General features: G+C 67.4%; 11 protein-coding genes. 7 read left to right on the top strand and 4 right to left on the bottom strand.

Annotated features, from left to right (window positions below; genetic code table 11):
* Window positions 1-77 precede the first annotated feature (77 nt).
* The gene (locus C4N9_RS10910; RefSeq protein ID WP_109533363.1) at window positions 78-1,004 is read left to right on the top strand and encodes a LysR family transcriptional regulator; all 927 of its coding nucleotides are present in this window, start codon (window positions 78-80) and stop codon (window positions 1,002-1,004) included.
* Window positions 1,005-1,008: 4 nt separating this feature from the next.
* Here C4N9_RS10910 and C4N9_RS10905 read toward each other — a convergent pair whose 3' ends face one another.
* Entirely contained in the window at window positions 1,009-1,974 is a 966-nt protein-coding gene (locus C4N9_RS10905) for an NADPH:quinone oxidoreductase family protein (protein WP_109533362.1), read from the bottom strand.
* 497 nt (window positions 1,975-2,471) lie between these two features.
* Here C4N9_RS10905 and C4N9_RS10900 point away from each other — a divergent pair, with 497 nt between their 5' ends.
* From C4N9_RS10900 to C4N9_RS10885, 4 genes are all read left to right on the top strand, one after another.
* Window positions 2,472-2,831, top strand: coding sequence for a helix-turn-helix domain-containing protein (locus C4N9_RS10900; protein WP_109533361.1), 360 nt, complete (start codon window positions 2,472-2,474; stop codon window positions 2,829-2,831).
* 338 nt (window positions 2,832-3,169) lie between these two features.
* Complete coding sequence (locus C4N9_RS10895; RefSeq protein ID WP_109533360.1) at window positions 3,170-3,979, top strand: inositol monophosphatase family protein; 810 nt, start codon at window positions 3,170-3,172, stop codon at window positions 3,977-3,979.
* Between the two features lie 204 nt (window positions 3,980-4,183).
* Window positions 4,184-5,590: a magnesium transporter gene (gene mgtE / locus C4N9_RS10890; RefSeq protein WP_109533359.1), complete on the top strand. Its 1,407-nt coding sequence runs from the start codon at window positions 4,184-4,186 to the stop codon at window positions 5,588-5,590.
* Window positions 5,591-5,614: 24 nt separating this feature from the next.
* Window positions 5,615-6,166 (top strand): 5-formyltetrahydrofolate cyclo-ligase, encoded by a 552-nt coding sequence (locus C4N9_RS10885; protein WP_109533358.1) that lies wholly within the window; start codon window positions 5,615-5,617, stop codon window positions 6,164-6,166.
* Window positions 6,167-6,317: 151 nt separating this feature from the next.
* Here C4N9_RS10885 and C4N9_RS10880 read toward each other — a convergent pair whose 3' ends face one another.
* Both C4N9_RS10880 and C4N9_RS10875 read right to left on the bottom strand, forming a co-directional pair.
* The gene (locus tag C4N9_RS10880) at window positions 6,318-8,225 is read right to left on the bottom strand and encodes a Hint domain-containing protein (protein ID WP_109533357.1); all 1,908 of its coding nucleotides are present in this window, start codon (window positions 8,223-8,225) and stop codon (window positions 6,318-6,320) included.
* Between the two features lie 145 nt (window positions 8,226-8,370).
* Window positions 8,371-9,273, bottom strand: coding sequence for a LysR family transcriptional regulator (locus C4N9_RS10875; protein WP_109533595.1), 903 nt, complete (start codon window positions 9,271-9,273; stop codon window positions 8,371-8,373).
* 157 nt (window positions 9,274-9,430) lie between these two features.
* Between C4N9_RS10875 and guaD the strand changes: the two genes are divergently transcribed.
* Together guaD and C4N9_RS10865 are read left to right on the top strand one after the other, a co-directional pair.
* Window positions 9,431-10,765 (top strand): guanine deaminase, encoded by a 1,335-nt coding sequence (gene guaD, locus C4N9_RS10870; RefSeq protein ID WP_109533356.1) that lies wholly within the window; start codon window positions 9,431-9,433, stop codon window positions 10,763-10,765.
* Window positions 10,766-10,929: 164 nt separating this feature from the next.
* Window positions 10,930-12,087 carry a M20 aminoacylase family protein gene (locus tag C4N9_RS10865; protein ID WP_109533355.1) on the top strand — a complete coding sequence of 386 codons (1,158 nt, stop codon included), beginning with the start codon at window positions 10,930-10,932 and terminating at the stop codon, window positions 12,085-12,087.
* 152 nt (window positions 12,088-12,239) lie between these two features.
* On the opposite strand, the gene C4N9_RS10860 is transcribed toward C4N9_RS10865, so the two are convergent.
* Entirely contained in the window at window positions 12,240-15,083 is a 2,844-nt protein-coding gene (locus C4N9_RS10860) for a bifunctional [glutamine synthetase] adenylyltransferase/[glutamine synthetase]-adenylyl-L-tyrosine phosphorylase (RefSeq protein WP_109533354.1), read from the bottom strand.
* Window positions 15,084-15,101: the final 18 nt, after the last annotated feature.

Here is a 15,101-nt window from a genome sequence, read left to right as displayed (position 1 = left end):
CGGATGTTGATCAGATAGCCCTGCGTGCTGTATAAGGGAAACGAATGTTTCTGATGGGTATGTTCACGGATCTTGATATGCGCCGAAATCTCGACCTTGCCGCCCTGCGCGCCCTTGCCGCGATCGCCGATTTCGGCGGCGTCACCAAGGCCGCGCAGCTTCTGAACCTGACGCAATCCGCCGTCTCGATGCAGATCAAGCGGCTGGAGGAAAGCCTCGGGCTGACGCTGCTTGAACGATCGGGGCGCGGTGTGACGCTGAGCAATGCGGGCGAGCAGCTTCTGTCCTATGCGCGCCGGATCCTTGCCCTCAACGACGAGGCGGTCGAACGGCTGACCGACAGCGAATACGAGGGCGAGATCCGCTTCGCGCTGCCCCATGACATCATCTACCCGCATATCCCGCAGGTCCTGCGCCATTTCAACACGCTGTTCCCGCGCATGAACGTCCAGCTTCAGACGCTCAATACTGTGCGTGCCAAGGAAGCCTATGGGCGCGGCGAATGCGACCTGATCCTGACGACCGAAATGCAATGCGACGCGGGCGGCGAGACGCTGGCGCATCTGCCGCTGGTCTGGATCGGCGCGCCGGGCGGGCTGGCCTATCGCCAGCGGCCGCTGCGGCTGGCGCAGGGGCGGGTCTGCGCGTTCCGGGCGGGCATCATCGCCGCGCTCGACCGGGCGGGCGTGCCCTGGGAAACGGCGGTCGAAAGCGATTCCGACCGCACGCTGGAAGCGGCGGTCAGCTGCGACATGGCGGTGCATGCGCTGCTGGCCGGCACCGAGCCGCCGCATGTGGAACGCATCCCGCCGGGCTGCGGGCTGCCCGAATTGTCGAGCTTCCTCATCAACCTCTACGTTCGGCCCGGCAACACCATTCCCGGCGTCACCGCGTTGGCCGAGCTTCTGCGCAAGGCGTGGAGCGGCGAGATCCGGCCGCTCGCGCAGGCGGCGATCCCGTCCGCGGCCCGGCCCGCGGCGCAGGCCGGTGTCGCGGCGGAATAGACGCTCAGTCGGCCATGGTGATGACAACCTTGCCGGTCGAGGCGCGCGAGCGCATCAGCGCCATCGCCTCGGCCGTTTGCTCCAGCGGAAGCGCGTGGCTGACATGCGGATGCAACCCGCCCTCGGCATAGAGGCGCATCAGCTCGGCCAGCGAATCCGTCAACACCTCGGGCGCGAAGGCCGAATAGCCGCCCCAGTAAAGCCCGATCACGTCGATATTCTTGACGAGAAGGATATTGGCCGGGAATTGCGGCACCGTGCCGCCGGCAAAGCCGATCACGACGTAGCGGCCTTCGGGGTTCATCGCGCGCAGCGCGGCCGAGGCGGCAGGCTCGCCCACCGCGTCATAGACGACGTCGACACCGCCCAGCGCCTTGAAAGCGGCCTTCAGATCGTCGCCCTCGCTGTCGATCAGCACCGAGGCGCCGGCGGCCTGGGCCACCTTCAGCTTCTCGGCCCCGCGCGCCACCGCCACGACCCGCGCGCCCAGCTTGGCGCCGATCTCGACCGCGGTCAGCCCGACGCCGCCCGCGGCACCCAGAACCAGCAGCGTCTCGCCCGCCTTCAGCCGCGCACGGTGACGAAGCGCCACATGCGAGGTGCCGTAAGCCACCATGAAGCCCGCCGCATGGTCGAAAGGCATCGCGTCGGGAATGGGCAGGCAGCGCGCGGCGGGGAAGCAGCCGTATTCCGCAAGCCCCCCCTGCCCCGCGAAGACCGCGACGCGCTGGCCCGGCTTCAAGCGCGAGACGCCCTCGCCCAGCGCATCGACCTCGCCCGCCAGTTCCATCCCCATGACGAAGGGCATCGGCGGGATCTCCTGATAGGTGCCCTTGGCCATCAGCAGGTCGGCGAAGTTCAGACCGCAGGCGCGGATACGCACACGGATCTCGCCGGGACCCGGCTCGGGCACCGGGAGTTCGGTCAGGGCGGGCGGGGTCTCGGTCGACGCAAGGACGAAGGCGCGCATCGGGGCTCCTTTGCAACGGGGTTGCCGGTCTGGATTGCCGGTCTGGGGGTGGGTTTCCTCTTCCGGGGTCGAGAATGGACAGCCCGCGGGCCAAGAACAAGCCGCTGTGCCCGCCCTTCCGTCCGCGCCGTTACGTCGCAAATTGCAAATACACGTTTAAGTTGATGCAAAAAGATGTGCAAATTGCAAAACACAGCTTGATGACGGGGTCGGAGCAGCTAAAATATTCCGATGTTAGAATCCGGGTTTGCCGGAAGTTCAGGAAAATGTGGATGGTCTCTCATAGCGCGTGTGCCGGTCGAAAGATCACCTTTGACGAGACGATCAGGGATGGAATCCGCGGAAATGGTTCTTCCGGAAGATGAGAACTCCCAGAAACCCGGAAAAAAACTTCCCGAACGCGAAACTTGGCACGGTTATTGCTTGTACTGGTTTGACGGTTGTCGGTTGCGGGCTCGCTCACGGGCACAGCAGCCAGAATACGAAGGAGTAACGACGTGAAGCACCCCGTTGACGTGCATGTCGGCAAGCGAATCCGGCACAGACGCTGGATGGTCGGCATGACGCAGCAGCAGCTGGCCGATTCTGTCGGCATCAAATTCCAGCAGATCCAGAAATACGAAACCGGCATGAACCGGGTCAGCGCCTCTCGGCTGTGGGACATCGCGCGCACGCTCGGCGTGCAGATCGGTTTCTTCTTCCAGGGCCTCAGCGAGGACGAAAGCGCCGCCGATGCGGAAACCGACATCCTTGCCAACAAGGAAGCGATGGAGCTTGTCCGCGCCTATTACGCCATTCCCGAAGCGCAACGAAAACGTCTGTTCGACCTCGCCCGGGTTCTCTCCGACGCCGCCTGACGGGTCCGCGTCGACGCGTTCCGTACCAGTGACGTACCCGTAACCATCCGTGTTCCGAGTGGTTTTCCTGTTCCGTACCAGTCACCTGTTCAGTTAACCCGTAGCCAGACTTCCCGAAATCAGACCTTGCCTCACGCCGTGTGCTGTCGTATCCGACGCGCCCGGCGCGGAAGGCCTGCGTCGTTTGTCGTAACGAGTGTTCAGCGCCGCCGGATCCCGGGTCCCGCCCGCGGAGAAGGCGGCGCCGATACGTTCGCGCGCTGGCGTTTGCCGTGCCGCGCGTCTACACCCTCCCAAAGCCCGCCGCCCGCCCCAGCCCCGGACCGAGGACCTGCCCGATGACGCGATCCGCCGATCTCTCGCCCGAAACCCGCGCCGAGCTCTGGCGTACCGCCCATGCGCTGGCCGATGCCGCGCGCGACGTGACACTGAAGCATTTCCGCGCCCGGGGCCTGACCGCCGACAACAAGGACGCCGGCGGCTTCGATCCCGTCACCGTGGCCGACCGCGATTGCGAAGCGGCGATGCGCGAGATCCTGGCGCAGATGCGCCCGCAGGACGCCATCCTGGGCGAGGAACAGGACGCCAAACCCGGCACATCGGGGCTGACCTGGGTTCTGGACCCGATAGACGGCACCCGCGCCTTTCTGTCGGGTGCGCCCACATGGGGCGTGCTGATCGGGCTTGCCGACGATCACGGCGCGCGCCTCGGCATCGTCGATCAGCCCTTTATCGGCGAGCGTTTCTGCGGCGGCTTCGGCATCGCCCGCGTCACCGGTCCGACGGGCACGCATACGCTGGCCACACGCCCCGCGCGCGCTCTCGCCCAGTCGATCCTGTTCACCACCTTCCCGGAAATCGGCACGCCCGACGATCGCGACGCCTTCGAGCGCGTCTCGGCGCGCGCGCAACTCACCCGCTACGGCATGGATTGCTATGCCTATGCGCTGCTGGCAGCCGGACAGATCGATCTGGTGATCGAAGCCGGGCTGAAAAGCTACGACATCATGGCCCCGCTTGCGGTGATCGAGGCGGCGGGCGGGATCGTCACCGACTGGACGGGCGGACACGCGCATCAGGGGGGCCGTGTGATCGCCGCTGCCAACCCGGCGGTGCATGCCGAAGCGCTCGCCCTGCTGGCCGGCTGACCGCGCGCGCAAGCTTTCCGACCCGGCACGCGTCCTTTCCGCTTCAGGACACGTCTGGGGCCTTTATCGACATCCCGTTTGCGCTTAACAACCAGAGGCGCGGCCGCGCGGTTCCCCGACCCGCAACGCCGCGCGACGACGCCACAGGCCGACCCGACACGACAAAGCCCGCGACCCGCCAGCACGATACAGAACGAGGCGCCGATGACCCACCCCGCCGACGACGAAACCCGCCTCGTGCCCGCCGACCAGAGTGACGAACCGGGCAATTCGGATCTCGACAGCGACCGGATCGACACGATCCTCGACGCGGTCGAAGCGGGCGATGCCAGGGCGGTGGCCGAAGCGCTGGAACCGCTGCACCCGGCCGATATCTCGGACCTTCTGGAACAGATCAGCGGCCCGCAGCGTCACGCGCTTCTGACCCTCTACCCCGCCGGGATCGACGGCGAGGTCCTGTCGGAACTCGACGAGAACCTGCGCGAAGAGATCATCGAGGCCCTCCCGCGCGAGGCGCTGGCCGAGGCGATGCGCGAGCTCGATACCGACGACGTCGTCGACATCATCGAGGATCTCGAAGACGACGACCAGGCCTTCATCCTGGGCGCGCTGGAAAGCGACGACCGGGCAGCGGTCGAAAGCTCGCTGGCCTGGCCCGAATACTCGGCCGGGCGCCTGATGCAGTCGGAAACGGTCAGCGCGCCGCAGGACTGGACGGTGGGCGAAACCATCGACCACCTGCGCACTATCGACTGGCTGCCGGACCAGTTCTACCACGTCATCCTGGTCGACGAACGCCACCGCCCCACCGGCCACGCGACGCTGGGACGGGTCCTGGCCTCGAAACGCGACGTGGCGCTCAAGGACATCACCGAAGACAGTTTCCGGACATTCGAGGCCAGCGAATCCGAGACCGAAGTCGCGCTGGTGTTCAATAAGTACCATTTGATCTCGACCCCGGTCGTCGATGACGCGGGCCGGCTGGTCGGGGTCATCACCATCGACGACGCCATGATCGTGCTGGACGAAGAGCACGAGGAAGACATGCTCAGGATGGCCGGCGTGAACGAGGAAAGTTCGCTCAGCGACCGCATCGTCGACACCGCGCGCGGCCGGTTCCTGTGGCTGTTCATCAACCTGATCACGGCGATCTTCGCCTCGGCCGTGATCGCGCAGTTCGAAGACGCGATCAACGCCATGGTCGCGCTGGCGGTGCTGATGCCGATCGTCGCCTCGATGGGCGGGAATGCCGGGACCCAGTCGATGACGGTCGCCGTGCGCGCGCTGGCGACGCGCGAGCTGACCGGGCAGAATACCCGCCGCGTCATCTGGCGCGAACTGATCGTGGGGCTGATCAACGGCTCGGCCTTCGGGCTGATCATGGCGGGCGTCGCGGGCGTGTGGTTCGGCGTGCCGATGCTGGCTTTGGTGATCGCGCTGGCGATGGTCGCGACGCTGACGGCGGCAGCGCTCAGCGGCATCGTGCTGCCGGTGATCCTGGACAAGATCAAGGTCGACCCGGCGCTGGCATCGGGGCCCTTCGTGACCACCGTCACCGATGTGGTGGGCTTCTTCGCCTTTCTCGGGCTCGCCTCGGCGATCCTGCTCTGACCCGTCCCGCTGCATGAGGCATCCATGATCGACGACACCAAGGCCGAAACCCGCAAAGCGGCCTTCGCCGCGCGCAAGCTGGCGCATGGCAAGGGGCTGGATGCGGCGGCGCAGGCGCATCTGCGCGCGGCGCTGGCAGAGCATCCCGGCGCGCCGGTCTCGGGCTATCTGCCGATCCGCACCGAGATCGACCCCCGTCCCGCCATGGCCGCCCATGACGGCCCGGTCGGCGTGCCGGTGATCCCCGGAAAGGCGCAGCCGCTGCTGTTCCATCTGTGGACGCCGGACGCGGTGCTGATCGACGGCCCGTTCGGCGCCCGCGTGCCCGAGGAGGGCGTGGCGATGGTACCGCAAGTGCTGATCGTGCCGCTTCTGGCCTTCGACGCGCGCGGCTACCGGCTGGGCTATGGCGGCGGCTTCTACGACCGCACGCTGGAGATGCTGCGCAAGGCGGGCCCGGTCACCGCGCTTGGTTTCGCCTATGGCGCGCAGGAGATCGCGGAAGTGCCGATCGACGCTTACGACCAGCGGCTGGACGGGGTTGTCACCGAAGACGGGCTGCGCCGCTTCGGCTGACGGTTTCCCGGCGAGGCAGCGGAAAAGGGGGGCTGTCTGCCCCCCTCTTGGCCTGCGGCCAATTCACCCCCCGAGGATATTTGTGGCGTAAAGATGCGCCAGGCGGGCGCGAAAAGCCCCCGGCGGGGCTGTTTTGCGACAAGCACCCGGTTCAGGCCGCGAACAGGACCCGCGCTTCGGCGCCCGAGAGCACCGGGCGCGCGGCGCCATAGGCGGCGCGGCCCTCTTCCGTGGCGAGTTCGGGGAACAGCGCCAGCAATTCGGCGCGGACCTCGGCATCCATGGAATCGAGCACCGCTTCGGCGGGCTGGAAGCTTTCGGTCCAGGACCCTTCGGCGCGGATGATCTGGTGCGTGTCGCACATCACATGCACATAGCTGACCGGCCCCTTGCACATGCGGCTGACGCCCGGCAGGCCCAGCAGGTCCATGGCGCAGATCAGCACCTCGCTTTCGCCGAACATCAGCTCGGCGCGCGGGCCGCTGATCAGCATCCGGTGGCGCGGCGAGACGAAGAGGTCGCGCTCGGGAAGCCCCTTGCCCAGCGCCCCGGCCTCGATCCGGACGGGGATCACGCTGGGATGGGCCAGCGTTTCCGACATCGTGAAATCGTGGCGCCCGGTCCAGGCCAGCGGCTGGTAGCCGTGATCGCGGGTCAGGACCTTGTCGCCCGGCTGCAGGTCCTCGACCGCGACGCGGCCGCGCAGCGTGTCGATCCGGGTGCCGGGCATGAAGCAGATGATCTTTTCGAAGCTTTCGAAATCCAGCCGTGAGCCATCCTTGAAGATCACGTAGCCGTCTTGCGAGATCGTGCCGTCGGGATTGGTCACCGTGTTGGTGATGAAGACATCCGGCGCCTCGTCGCCCTCGGGCAGGACCAGCTGGTCGAAACCCGAACCGCCATGGATATAGCCGGTGGTGGTGGTGATCACCTCGGCCTCGTCATCGCCCGAGCCCAGGTTGATGCGCTCGATCTCGGTGAAGCCGGCGGTATTGGCGCCCGAGGCCATCGTGCCTTCTTCGTCGCCGGTATAGGTGACCTTGGTGCTTTCGGTCATCAGCGTGGCGTCGATCTTGTCGCCCAGCGTTTCGCCGGCCTCGCCGCCGGTGATCTGGTGGTTGCCGAAAGCGTCGAAGACGCGGAAGGAATCGTCGCCCGAGCCGCCATAGGCGGTGTCGTCGCCATTGCCCATGACCAGCGTATCGCTGCCATAGCCCGGTTCGGGCGAATCGCTGGGCGACCAGCCGCCGGTATCGCCGAAGGCGCTGTCGCCATACATCAGGTTGTTGCCTTCGCCGCCGATGATGAGGTCATTGCCCTCGCCGCCGATCAGCTTGTCGTCGCCTTCGTTGCCGAAAAGCGTATCGTCGCCGCGGTCGCCCCAGATCGAATCGGCGCCGTCATTGCCCGACAGCACGTCGTTGCCGTCGCCGCCGAACAGCCAGTCATTGCCCGTCCCGCCCGAGATCGTATCGGCGCCCAGCCCGCCATAGACCGTGTCGTCGCCGCCATTGGCCTCGATGACATTGCCCGAATCGTCCATCGCGTCACCGTCGCCATCGGTATAGCCCGCCGACATCGTCTCGCCGCCATCGCTGCCGTCGATCACCCCGGGCAGCGACAGCGACACCGTCTCGTCGCCCGAGACATTGTCGAAATCGATCTGCGTCAGGCCCGGATTGGTATCGAGCGCGGTGATTTCCAGCGCGCTGATATGGATGATGTCGCCATTCGCATCGAGCGGCAGCAGCAGGGTCGAGGTCGCGCCGCTGACATTGTCGGTGACTTCGACCGCCACCAGCGTCATCGCCGCCGTGACATCGCTGCCCAGCGCGTTGGAATAGGTGACATTCGCCTGCAGCGTGCTCAGCCCGGTGATGCTGCCGGTCGAGGAATTGAGATAAAGCGTATCGCCCTCGGCCAGTACGCCGGGATCGGTCTGCGCCGTCACCACGCCGGAATCCGCGATCCCGGTCAGTCCGGCGCCGGGGGTGAGCGTATCCCCGACCGTGAGGCTGGCGACATCGGTGAGGATCAGGTCGTTAAGCACGTTACTCATGAGAACAGCTCCGGGAAGGACATAGATCGCGTTTCGCCCGGTCTAGGCCCGGATTGTGGGCATCAATGGTTCGAATCGGGGCAATTGTTGGGCGCACAGAAACGCGGTCGGGGCCTTGCCTGCCCGGTCGGCGCCCGGCGGCGTGCTAGGAACGTTCGAGCGCGGCGCGGCAATGGCGCAGCATGAAATCGATGAAGCGCTGAACCTTGGGGTCCTGCAGCTTGCGATGCGGGTAGAGACAGCCCAGAAGAGCGCCCTGCGGCGGCGTGTCGGGCAGGATCTCGACCAGGGCGCCGCTTTGCAGATGGGCGGCCACTTCGAAGCGCGGCTTCATCACGATGCCCCAGCCGCCCAGCGCCCAGTCCAGCAGCACGTCGCCCTCGTCGGTATCGAACCGACCCGAGACTTCCAGCTTTATCGGGCCGTCGGGTCCGTCGAGTACCCAGAAATACTCGGGCGAGCGGGGAAAGCGCAGCAGCAGGCAATTATGCGTCAGCAGATCCTGCGGAACCCGCGGCACCCCAGCGCGGGCCAGATAGGCGGGCGCGGCGCACAGCACACGCGGACAATCGGCGATCTTGCGCAGTTTCAGCGTGGAATCCTGCGGCTGTCCCAGGAAGAAGGCCACGTCCTGCTCGTCCTCGAACAGATCGACCCGCCGGTCCGACAGCCGCAGCCGGATCTCGACGCCGGGATGCGCCTCGCAGAACAACGGCACCAGGGGCGCAACCAGGCGCCGGCCCACGCCCAGCGGCGCCGTCACCCGCACCGTGCCGCGCGGCTTCCCCTCAAGCCCCGCGATCGCCGCCTCGGCATCCTCGAGCGAGGCAACGACGCCGCGCGCATGGTCGTAGAACAACCGCCCCGCCTCGGTCGGGACCAGTTTGCGCGTGGTGCGGTTCAACAGGCGCGTGCCCAGCCGCTGCTCAAGCTCCTTGATGCGCTTCGAGGCCACGGCCGGCGTCAGCCGCAGATCGCGCCCGCCCGAGGTGATCGAGCCCAGCTCGACCACCCGCACGAAGACCTTGATGCTTTCCAGATAGGGCAATTTTCGCTCCACGCCCGGACAGGCGCCCGTTTCGTTGACAATCAAGCCTTGCCTGGTGGTCATTTTCAACAGGGCGCGCAAACTCTGCCACGCTTTTCTGCGATTGCCCCACGCCGTGGCGGGGCTAGGGTAAGGCGCAGCAAGGGAGAGCGCGGGAATGACGGAACAGGTTTTGCGCGGCCGAGTGCTCAGCTTTCGCCGGCGCCCCGAAGGCCCCTCGGATCTGGCGGCCTGCGACTGGTTCGAGGACGGCGCGGTCCATATCCGCGACGGGATGATCGTCGCCACCGGCGATTTTGCCGCCATCGCGCCCGCCGGCATCCCCGTGACCGACCACCGCCCGCATCTGATCACCGCGGGCTTCATCGACGCGCATATCCATTTCCCGCAAGGCGAGATCGTCGCCAGCTGGGGCGCGCAGCTGATGGACTGGCTCAACACCTATACCTTCCCGGCCGAGACCCGCTTCGCCGATCCCGTCCATGCCGCGCGGATCGCCACAACGTTCTTCGACCTGCTCCTGATGAACGGCACGACCACGGCTTCGGCCTTCTGCTCGGTGCATCCGGAATCGGTCGACGCCTATTTCTCGGAAGCCGGGGCGCGCGGGCTCAGGATGCTGGGCGGCAAGGTGCTGATGGACCGCAACGCGCCCGAGGCCCTTCGGGACACGCCGCAATCGGCCTATGACGACAGCGCGGCGCTGATCGGGCGCTGGCACGGGCGGGGACGGGCCTCGTACGTGATTTCGCCGCGCTTCGCGATCACCTCGACGCCCGAGCAGATGGAAGCGGCGCAGGCGCTGATCGCGGCCCATCCCGACCTTCACGTCCAGACCCATCTGAGCGAGAACGACGCCGAGATCGCCTTCGCCTGCGCGCTCTATCCACAGGCGCAGGGGTATCTGGATATCTATGACCGCTACGGCATGCTGGGCCCGAAGTCGCTGCTGGGCCATTCGATCCACCTGTCCGACGCCGAGCGCGACCGCATCGCGGAAACCGGCGCGCATGCCGTCCATTGCCCGACCTCGAACCTGTTCCTCGGCTCGGGCCTGTTCGACGAGACGGCGCTGCATGCGCGGGGCGCCACCTGCGGGATCGCCACCGATATCGGCGCGGGCATGAGCTGGTCGATGCTCCGAACCGCCGGCGCGGCCTATGCCGTCGCCCAGCTTCAGAACCATAAGCTCGACCCGCTGACCGGCTTCTGGTGGATCACCCGGGGCAATGCCGATGTGCTGGGGATGACCGACCGGATCGGCACGCTCGAGGCCGGGACCGAGGCCGATCTCGTCGTGCTCGACAGCCGGGCGACGCCCGAACTGGCGCTGCGGATGACGGCGGCGCAGGATCTCAAAGACGAGCTGTTCGCGCTGATGATCCTCGGCGACGACCGCGCCGTGGTCGAAACCTACGCGAATGGCCGCGCCGTGAAACCGGCCTCGCCCCCGGCGGGTCAAGCGGGCCGTCCCGTGACCGGGCCCCTCTGAGAGAGGGTTCGCCCTGTCTCGCCCCGCATCTTTACGCCACAAATATCCTCGGGGGGTGAATTGGCCGCAGGCCAAGAGGGGGGCAGACAGCCCCCCTGCCCCACGATTGCCGCTTGCCTCCCGCCGGCCAACGCGCCAGCCTGTGCCGGCAACAGGAGAATGCCATGACCATCCCCCAACGCATCCGGGACTTCGCCGACGACCTGACCGCGATCCGCCGCGACCTGCACCAGCATCCCGAGCTGGGATTTCAGGAAATCCGCACCTCGGGCGTCGTTGCGGCCGAGCTCGAGCGGCTGGGGATCGAGGTCACGACGGGCATCGCGGAAACCGGCGTGGTCGGGGTGCTCCGGGGCAACCGGCCGGGGCGGACCATCGGCTTGCGCGCCGATATGGATGCGCTGCCCATCGACGAGCGCACGAACTTGCCCTGGGCGTCGAAAACGCCGGGGGTGATGCATGCCTGCGGGCATGACGCGCATACCGCGATGCTTCTGGGCGCAGCGCGCTACCTGTCCGAGACGCGGGACTTCGCGGGGACGGCTGTGTTCATCTTCCAGCCCGCCGAAGAGGGGCTGGGCGGCGCGCGGCGGATGATCGCCGAAGGCCTGTTCGAACGCTTTCCCTGCGACGAAGTCTATGCCCTGCACAATTCACCCTTCCACGCGCCGGGCGAGATCGGGCTGAAACCCGGCCCGGCCATGGCGGGGGCGAATTTCTTCGACATCCGCGTCACCGGCCAGGGCGCGCATGCGGCGATGCCCGAAGCCTCGATCGACGCGCTGATGATCGCCGCCCATCTGGTCGGGCAGATCCAGACCATCGTCGCCCGCAATGTCCCCTCCTCCGAGCGGATCGTCGTCTCGGTCACGCAGATCCATGCCGGCGCGGCCTATAACGTGATCCCCGAAAGCGCGCATCTGGCGGGCACCGTGCGTTACTTCAACCGCGACCTCGCGCAGTCGGTGACCGACCGGCTGCAAGCGCTGTGCGATGGCGCGGCGGCCTCGTATGGCTGCACGGTCAGCCTGGAGATGCGCAATGTCTTCGACGTGCTGGAAAACCACGCCGAGCAATCGCGCGCGATGCTCGACGCGGCGTCTTCGCTGGTCGGCGACAGGGCGGTCGAGCGGACCGAGGCGGTGATGGGCTCCGAGGATTTCGCCGACATGCTGCAGGTCGTGCCGGGCGCCTATTGCACCGTGGGGCATGGCAGCGGCGTCGCGGTGCATAATCCGGGCTTTGTCTTCGACGATGCGACGCTGCCGCTCGGCGCGGCGCTGATGGCACGGATGATCGAGACGCGGGGCGCGACGGGTTAAGGCTGTTCCGCCTGCCTGCCCGCGGCAGCGGCGGCTTGCCGGGAAAGGGGGCTGTCCGCCCCCTCTTCGGCTTCGCGAGTTTCGCGGCGTTCCGGTCTGACTGTCCCTAACTTTTTTTGCCCGAAACCGGCCGCGATGCTCCGACGGGGCCCTCAGTCAGCGCCCGGATCTGCGGCCGGCTCTGCCGCGTCGTCGAGCAGTCCGTCGAGCAGCCCGTCGATCAGCCGGGCGCTCTCGGCGGTGGCGCTTTCCAGCCGCGTGAGCAGCGCGTCCAGATCCTCGCTGGCCGTTTCGCGCAGCACGAGCGCGCGCGCTCCCTCGCCCAGCGCGTCGGGGTCCAGAACCCGGTCGGCCAGCAGCCGCGTCGCGCCGTGCAGGTGCCACAAGAGCCGGTAGGCCGCGCCGAGCGCGTCTTCCTCGGCCCCGCCGATCAGGCCCCCGCGTTTGCCGGCGGCGAGCTGGGCTTCGATCCGGCGCGCGGGCGCGGCCGATTGCAGTGCCAGCGTCTGCGCCAGCAGCTCGATATCCTGCAGACGCCCCGGACCGTTCTTCGCGTCGAGCGCGCCTTCCGAAGGCTTCGCCGATCTCAGCCGCGCGCGCATCGCGGCGACATCGGCGCGCAGCGTCTCGCCTTTCGCCTTCTCGGCCAGCAGGTCGCGGCGGAAAGCTTCGACCTCGTCGCCCAGCGCCACCGATCCCGCGACACGGCGGGCGCGGGTCAGCGCCAGATGCTCCCATGTCCAGGCCTCGCCCGACTGGTAGCTCTTGAAGGCACTGAGCGCGGTCGCCACGGGACCCTGCCGACCGGAAGGGCGCAGCCGCATATCGACCTCGTATAGCCGCCCCTGCGCCATCGGCGCCGACAGCGCCGTCACCATCGCCTGCGTCAGCCGCGCGAAATACGCCCGCGCACCCAGGGGCCGGGGCCCTTCCGAGCTTTCCTCGCCGTCCGCGTCATAGATCACGATCAGGTCGAGATCCGAGGTCGCGTTGAGCCGTCCGCTGCCCAGCGATCCCATCCCCAGCACCACCGCGCCGCGCCCGGGCGCTGGGCCGTGTTTGCGGGCGAACTCGGCGCCGACCACCGGCCAGATCGCCGCCAGCACGGCATCGGCCAGATCGGCATATTGCTTGGCCGCTTCAAAACTGTCGATCAGGCCGCGCAGATGGTGAACGCCGATGCGGAAATGCCAGTCCTTCATCCAGGCGCGCGCGGCATCGAGCCGGGCTTCGTAATCGGGTTCACTGTCGAGCCGCGTGATCAGGCCCTGTGTCAGCTCGTCGCGTCCCGGCCAGTCCGAAAAGAAGCGCCCGGCAATGACCGCTTCGAAGACCTCGGCATTGCGCGACAGGTACTGGCCCAGCGCAGGCGCGGTCGACAGGATATCGCCCAGAAGGTCGATAAGCGTCGGATTGGCCTCGAGCAGCGAGAAAAGCTGCACGCCCGCGGGCAACCCGGCCAGGAATCGGTCGAAATTGACGATCGCATCGTCGGGCACCGGGGCCTTGAGCAGCCGGTTCAGGATCTCGGGTTCGAGCCGGGCGAAGATGTCCTGCGCGCGGTTCGAGCGCAGCGCCGGATAGGCGCGCCAGCCCTGCACGATGCCGCGCTGCTGGTCGCTCAGCACCGGGCGCGGGGTCGGTGCCTGTGCCTCGGCGCCGGTTTCGCCGGGCTGGAAGAAATCCTCGGTCAGCTCGATGACGGCTTCGAGCCGCGCGCGCAGGTCCTTGCGGAAAGCCTCGGTGTCGCCCTGCCCCGAGAACCGGGCGATGCGGTCCCATTCCTCGGGCGTGCGCGGCAGGATCTGGGTCTGCGCGTCATGCACCATCTGCAGCCGGTGTTCGAGTTCGCGATGCGCGCGGTAGGCATCGGTCAGCTGCGTGGTGACGGCTTCGGGCACCCAGCCCTTGTCCGACAGGGCCGCGAGCGCGCCGACCGTGTCGCGATGCCGCAACGCCGGGTCGCGCCCGCCCGCGATCAGCTGGCGGGTCTGGGTGAAGAACTCGATCTCACGGATCCCGCCGCGCCCCAGTTTCAGGTTATGCGATTCCAGCGCCAGCGGTCCCGACAGGCCCTTGTGCTCGCGGATCCGGCGAATCATGTCATAGGCGTCCTCGATTGCCCAGAAATCCAGATGCCGGCGCCAGACGAAGGGGCGCAGCACCTCCTGGAACTTCGCGCCCGCCTCCAGATCGCCCGCGCAGGGCCGCGCCTTGATCCAGGCCGCGCGCTCCCATGTCCGGCCAAGGCTTTCGTAATACCGCTCGGCCGCATCCATCGAGATACAGACCGGTGTGACCGATGCATCGGGCCTGAGCCGCAGGTCGGTGCGGAAGACATAGCCCTCGCCCGTCGGGTCGTTCAGCATCGCCGAGGCCTTGCGCGTCGCGCGGATGAAGGCCTGCCGCGCCTCGTGCCAGTCGTCGGGGTCGAAGCGGCTTTCGTCGAACAGGCAGATCAGGTCGATATCGGACGAATAATTCAGCTCGCCCGCGCCCATCTTGCCCATCGCGAAGGCCACCATGCCCGCGCCGCGTTCCTCGTCCCCCGGCTGCGCGCCGGGGATCTTCTTGCGGCGGATTTCCTCGGCCAGATGGGTGGCGAAGGCGCGGTGGACGGCGGCATCGGCAAAGCGGGTCAGCGCGCCCGTCACCTCTTCCAGCGACCACAGGCCGCCCAGATCGGCGAGCGCGGCCAGCAGTGCAATGCGCCGCTTGCCCAGCCGCAGCGCCGATCCGGTCTCGGAGGGGCCCTGCGGCACCAGAGCGGCCATGAGGTCAGCCATCGCCGCTTCGGGGCCTTGGGACAGCGCCTCTCGCAGCCAGTCGGCGTCGCGCTCGATCAGGCCTTTCAGGAACGGGCTGCAGCCCGCCGTGCCGCCCAGAAGATCGCGCAGCTCGGGGGCAAGATCGGCGAAGGTCTGCGCGATATCCGCCGCCGCTTCCGTGTCGAAGGGCAGAGGCGCGCGGGTGAGTCGGTTCGAAAAATCTCCCATCCGGTGATTTGCGCCGGG

Origin of the sequence: Pararhodobacter marinus (assembly GCF_003122215.1) — a bacterium.
GTDB classification, from domain to species: Bacteria; Pseudomonadota; Alphaproteobacteria; order Rhodobacterales; family Rhodobacteraceae; genus Pararhodobacter; species Pararhodobacter marinus.
The sequence above is the reverse complement of the archived record's forward strand: the minus strand, read 5'-3'. Positions and strand labels throughout refer to the sequence as shown.

Excerpts from the sequence above, each read along its gene's own strand:
- C4N9_RS10885 (WP_109533358.1), top strand. The coding sequence starts at position 5,615 with ATGATCGACGACACCAAGGCCGAAACCCGCAAAGCGGCCTTCGCCGCG.
- C4N9_RS10905 (WP_109533362.1), bottom strand. The coding sequence starts at position 1,974 with ATGCGCGCCTTCGTCCTTGCGTCGACCGAGACCCCGCCCGCCCTGACC.
- C4N9_RS10880 (WP_109533357.1), bottom strand. The coding sequence starts at position 8,225 with ATGAGTAACGTGCTTAACGACCTGATCCTCACCGATGTCGCCAGCCTC.
- C4N9_RS10910 (WP_109533363.1), top strand. The coding sequence starts at position 78 with ATGCGCCGAAATCTCGACCTTGCCGCCCTGCGCGCCCTTGCCGCGATC.
- C4N9_RS10860 (WP_109533354.1), bottom strand. The coding sequence starts at position 15,083 with ATGGGAGATTTTTCGAACCGACTCACCCGCGCGCCTCTGCCCTTCGAC.
- C4N9_RS10865 (WP_109533355.1), top strand. The coding sequence starts at position 10,930 with ATGACCATCCCCCAACGCATCCGGGACTTCGCCGACGACCTGACCGCG.
- mgtE (WP_109533359.1), top strand. The coding sequence starts at position 4,184 with ATGACCCACCCCGCCGACGACGAAACCCGCCTCGTGCCCGCCGACCAG.
- C4N9_RS10895 (WP_109533360.1), top strand. The coding sequence starts at position 3,170 with ATGACGCGATCCGCCGATCTCTCGCCCGAAACCCGCGCCGAGCTCTGG.
- guaD (WP_109533356.1), top strand. The coding sequence starts at position 9,431 with ATGACGGAACAGGTTTTGCGCGGCCGAGTGCTCAGCTTTCGCCGGCGC.